This window comes from Rhizobacter sp. P1_G5, from assembly GCF_056405435.1.
Genome location: NZ_JBFUCB010000537.1, coordinates 1 through 4246, shown reverse-complemented (window position 1 = coordinate 4246; position 4246 = coordinate 1). Strand labels below are relative to the sequence as shown.

Here is a 4246-nt window from a genome sequence, read left to right as displayed (position 1 = left end):
CTGTACTTCCTGGTGCCGCGCATGTTCGGCCGCACGACGATGTACAGCACCCGGGCGATCGAGCTGCACTTCTGGATCGCGACGGTCGGCATCGTGCTGTACATCGCCGCGATGTGGATCGCCGGCGTCATGCAGGGCCTGATGTGGCGCGCGGTCAACCCCGACGGCACGCTGGTCTACAGCTTCGTCGAGAGCGTGAAGGCGACCTTCCCCTTCTACGTGGTGCGCCTGGCGGGCGGGCTGCTGTACCTGGCCGGCATGCTGATCATGGGCTGGAACGTCGTGAAGACGGCCACCGCCGGCCGCTACCGGCCGGTGCCTGTCCCCGCGCTGACCCCGGCCCACGCCTGAGCCACGGAGCAACCAAATGGCCAACACAAGCAACAACGCCCCCGGCTTCTCGCACGAGAAGATCGARACCAACAACTTCCTGATGATCRTSCTGATCCTGCTGGTGATCGCSGTCGGCGGSCTGGTGGAGATCGTGCCGCTGTTCTTCCAGCGCTCCACCACGCAGGCGGCGCCGGGCCTCGCGCCCTACACCGCGCTGCAGCTGGCCGGGCGCGACGTCTACATCCGCGAGGGTTGCTACAACTGCCACTCGCAGATGATCCGCCCGTTCCGCGCCGAGACGCTGCGCTACGGCCATTACTCGACGGCCGGCGAGTTCGTCTACGACCACCCGTTCCAGTGGGGCAGCAAGCGCACCGGCCCGGACCTGCAGCGCGTGGGCGGCAAGTACAGCGACGAGTGGCACCGGGTGYACCTGCTCAACCCGCGCGACCTGGTGCCGGAATCGAACATGCCGGCCTACCCGTGGCTCGCCAAGGCCGCGCTGGACCCGGCCGACATGGCCCCGAAGCTGACTGCGCTGCGCCGCGTCGGCGTGCCCTACACCGATGCCGAGATCGCCGCCGCCGGCGAGGCCGTGAAGGGCAGGACCGAGATCGATGCGCTGATCGCCTACCTGCAGGTGCTCGGCACCTCGGTGAAGTAAGGAGCAAGACCCATGGATGTCAACGACCTCAGAAGTGGCGTGACGGTGCTGTCGATGCTGGTGTTCCTGGGCATTGCCGCCTGGGCCTGGTCGCGGCGCAACCAGTCGCGATTCGACGAAGCGGCACGCCTGCCTTTCGAACCGGATGGCAGCGATGAAGGAGATGCGCGATGAGCGACTTCTTCAGCCAGGGCTGGTCGATCTACATCGGCGCGGTGACGCTGCTCGGCCTGCTGGCCTGCCTGGTGCTGCTGTTCATCGCGAGCCGCCGCGAGGTGATGGCCGCCGACAACAGCACCGGCCACGTGTGGGACGAGGACCTGCGCGAGCTGAACAACCCGCTGCCGATGTGGTGGGTGGTGATGTTCGTGCTGACGGTGGTGTTCTCGCTGGCCTACCTGTTCCTGTACCCCGGCTTCGGCAGCAACGCCGGCAGCCTGGGCTGGACCAGCCTCGGCCAGTACGAGCAGGAGCAGCGCGCCGCGCAGGCCGAGATGGCGCCGCTGTATGCGCGCTTTGCCGCGCTGCCGGCCGACAAGCTCGCGGCCGAGCCGCAGGCGATGGCGATCGGCGAACGGCTGTTCATCAACAACTGCGCGGCCTGCCATGGCTCGGATGCGCGCGGCAGCAAGGGCTTCCCGAACCTGACCGACGCCGACTGGCTGCACGGCGGCACGCCGGAGAAGATCGAGGAGACGATCACCGAGGGGCGCCAGGGGATGATGCCGCCGATGGCGGCGGCAATCGGCGGCCCGCAGGAGATCCACGAGGTCGCGCAGTACGTGCTGAGCCTGTCGGGCAGCGCGCACGACTCGACCGCGCAGTTCGGCAAGCAGCGTTTCATGGCCTGTGCCGCCTGCCACGGCATCGACGGCAAGGGGAACCAGGCACTCGGCGCGCCCAACCTCACCGACAAGGTGTGGCTGCACGGCTGGGGCGAGGAGGCCATCACCGCGATGATCAACAACGGCAAGCTGAACGTGATGCCGGCGCAGAAGGAGCGGCTCAGCAAGGAGCAGATCCACGTGCTGGCCTCGTATGTCTGGAGCCTGTCGAACCGGGGCCCTGCGCTTGCGCAGTGACGCGATGGCCGATCCCGAGGTGGGCCACGAGACACGCAACGCCAAGCGGGTGATCCCGATCACGCCGGTGGCCACGGTCTCGCTCTATGCGAGCGAGGCCAAGATCTACCCGCGCGCGGTGCACGGCCTGTTCGCGGCCTGGCGCTGGGCGCTGGTGTGGGCGACGCAGCTGGTGTTCTACGGGCTGCCGTGGCTCGCGTGGAATGGCCGGCAGGCGCTGCTGTTCGACCTGGAGGCGCGGCGCTTCTACATCTTCGGGTTGGTGCTGTACCCGCAGGACTTCATCTACCTGACCGGGCTGCTGGTGCTGAGCGCGTATGCGCTGTTCCTGTTCACCGCGGTGGCCGGGCGGCTGTGGTGCGGCTATGCGTGCCCGCAGACGGTCTACACCGAGATCTTCCTGTGGGTCGAGCGCCACCTGGAAGGCGACCGCATCGCACGCATGAAGCTCGATGCGGCGCCGTGGTCGGTGAACAAGCTGCTGCGCAAGGGCGGCAAGCAGGTGGCGTGGATCGCGATCGGGCTGTGGACCGGCTTCACCTTCGTCGGCTATTTCACGCCGATCCGGGTGCTGGCCGCCGAGGCGCTGCAGCTGGGCTTCGGGCCATGGGAATGGTTCTGGGTGCTGTTCTACGGTTTCGCGACGTATGGCAATGCCGGCTACATGCGCGAGCAGGTGTGCAAGTACATGTGCCCGTACGCGCGCTTCCAGAGCGCGATGTTCGACCATGACACGCTGGTGATCGGCTACGACGAGAAGCGCGGCGAGCCGCGCGGCTCGCGGCCGCGCAGTGCCGATGCGAAAACGCTCGGCAAGGGCGACTGCATCGACTGCACGCTGTGCGTGCAGGTGTGCCCGACCGGCATCGACATCCGCAAGGGGCTGCAGTACGAGTGCATCGGCTGCGCCGCGTGCATCGACGTGTGCGATGGCGTGATGGACAAGATGAACTATCCGCGCGGGCTGATCCGCTATGCGACGCAGAACGGCATGAACCAGGGCTGGACGCAGGCGCAGATGCTGCGGCGGGTGTTGCGCCCGCGCGTGCTGGTCTATGGCGCGGTGATGGTCGCGATCTCGGTCGGATTCGTCGCGAGCATCGCATTGCGCCAGCCGTTCAAGGTCGACGTGGTGCGCGACCGCGGCACGCTGGCGCGCCAGGTGGAAGACGGCCGTGTCGAGAACGTCTACCGGCTGCAGGTGATGAATGCGACCGAAGCGGTACAGCGCTACCGGGTGCGCGTGACCGGCATCGAGCAGGCGACGATCGCGAGCACGCGGGAGGTCGAGGTCGGCCCGACCGAGGCCCGCTGGTTCGCGGTGCGGGTGCAGTTGCCGCCAGAGCGCGCGGCCGCGCTCGGCCCGGGCGCCCACCCGCTGGCCTTCGAGATCGAGCGGATGGGCAGCGAGGCTGCCGCCGAGGTGCACGAGAAATCGACCTTCATGGTGCCTCGCTGAACACGTTCACCCAACGACAAGGAGAAGAGCATGACCCCGACCCGACCGATCGCGCTGCCGTGGTGGCGCTACAGGATGGTGTGGCTGGTGATCAGCGGCCCGGCCGCCGTGGTGGTGGCCGGCGTGGCGACGATGGTGCTGGCGCTGACGCACATCGACCCGGTGCTGGACGAACCGTCGAGTGCCGCGGCGCGCGTGGCAGCGGCCAAGACGCCGGCGGCGCCGGCGCAGCAGGCGCGCAACCATGCCGCGACGCCGGCGCCCTGAGCCTCATCAACCTGCGGGAGCCGCCATGACACGGAGCACCCGTTTCATCACGATCCTGTGGCCGGCCTTCCTGATGGCAGGCGTGCTGGAGATGCTGGTCTTCGTGGTCGTCGACCCGAACGAATTCCAGTGGTTCGGCGGGCCGCTGATCGGCTGGTCGCCGCAAGCGATCTACAGCGTGACCTTCCTGATCTTCTGGGGCGTGATCGCGACGTCTTCAGCGTTGACGGCGTTGCTGTGGGAAGAGGCGCCTTGATCTGAGCGTGCAAAGGCGCGGGTGGGGAGGCTGTGGCTCGCCGGCCGGTGCGGTCTTCGCCCCTGGCGGGGCAAAGACTTCCCTCCGCYGGCTGGTTTCATGGCCCGTCGCCCAAACTCCCTCCGTTCGCTTCGCTCACTGTGGTCAAACAGTGTGCGACAGTCAGTTCACGAAGCGTGCTGCGC

General features: G+C 67.8%; 7 protein-coding genes. All 7 read left to right on the top strand.

Annotated elements, in window-relative coordinates; all coding sequences use genetic code 11:
* Positions 1-351: cbb3-type cytochrome c oxidase subunit I (locus AC1D12_RS26380; RefSeq protein WP_477843936.1), on the top strand; the 351-nt coding region annotated here is incomplete at its 5' end.
* 16 nt (positions 352-367) lie between these two features.
* Positions 368-997: a cytochrome-c oxidase, cbb3-type subunit II gene (gene ccoO, locus AC1D12_RS26375; protein WP_477843934.1), complete on the top strand. Its 630-nt coding sequence runs from the start codon at positions 368-370 to the stop codon at positions 995-997.
* 12 nt (positions 998-1009) lie between these two features.
* Positions 1010-1171 carry a cbb3-type cytochrome oxidase subunit 3 gene (locus AC1D12_RS26370; RefSeq protein WP_477827240.1) on the top strand — a complete coding sequence of 54 codons (162 nt, stop codon included), beginning with the start codon at positions 1010-1012 and terminating at the stop codon, positions 1169-1171.
* The gene (gene ccoP, locus AC1D12_RS26365) at positions 1168-2079 is read left to right on the top strand and encodes a cytochrome-c oxidase, cbb3-type subunit III (RefSeq protein WP_477843932.1); all 912 of its coding nucleotides are present in this window, start codon (positions 1168-1170) and stop codon (positions 2077-2079) included. The genes AC1D12_RS26370 and ccoP overlap by 4 nt, the downstream gene beginning before the upstream one ends.
* Positions 2080-2083: 4 nt before the next feature.
* Entirely contained in the window at positions 2084-3538 is a 1455-nt protein-coding gene (gene ccoG, locus AC1D12_RS26360; protein WP_477843930.1) for a cytochrome c oxidase accessory protein CcoG, read from the top strand.
* Between the two features lie 30 nt (positions 3539-3568).
* Positions 3569-3805: a hypothetical protein gene (locus AC1D12_RS26355; protein ID WP_477829678.1), complete on the top strand. Its 237-nt coding sequence runs from the start codon at positions 3569-3571 to the stop codon at positions 3803-3805.
* Positions 3806-3830: 25 nt separating this feature from the next.
* The gene (locus AC1D12_RS26350) at positions 3831-4061 is read left to right on the top strand and encodes a hypothetical protein (RefSeq protein ID WP_477843928.1); all 231 of its coding nucleotides are present in this window, start codon (positions 3831-3833) and stop codon (positions 4059-4061) included.
* The last annotated feature ends 185 nt before the right edge of the window (positions 4062-4246 follow it).

Coding starts and splice junctions, on each gene's coding strand:
- AC1D12_RS26370 (WP_477827240.1), top strand. CDS start 1,010: ATGGATGTCAACGACCTCAGAAGTGGCGTGACGGTGCTGTCGATGCTG.
- ccoP (WP_477843932.1), top strand. CDS start 1,168: ATGAGCGACTTCTTCAGCCAGGGCTGGTCGATCTACATCGGCGCGGTG.
- ccoG (WP_477843930.1), top strand. CDS start 2,084: ATGGCCGATCCCGAGGTGGGCCACGAGACACGCAACGCCAAGCGGGTG.
- AC1D12_RS26355 (WP_477829678.1), top strand. CDS start 3,569: ATGACCCCGACCCGACCGATCGCGCTGCCGTGGTGGCGCTACAGGATG.
- AC1D12_RS26350 (WP_477843928.1), top strand. CDS start 3,831: ATGACACGGAGCACCCGTTTCATCACGATCCTGTGGCCGGCCTTCCTG.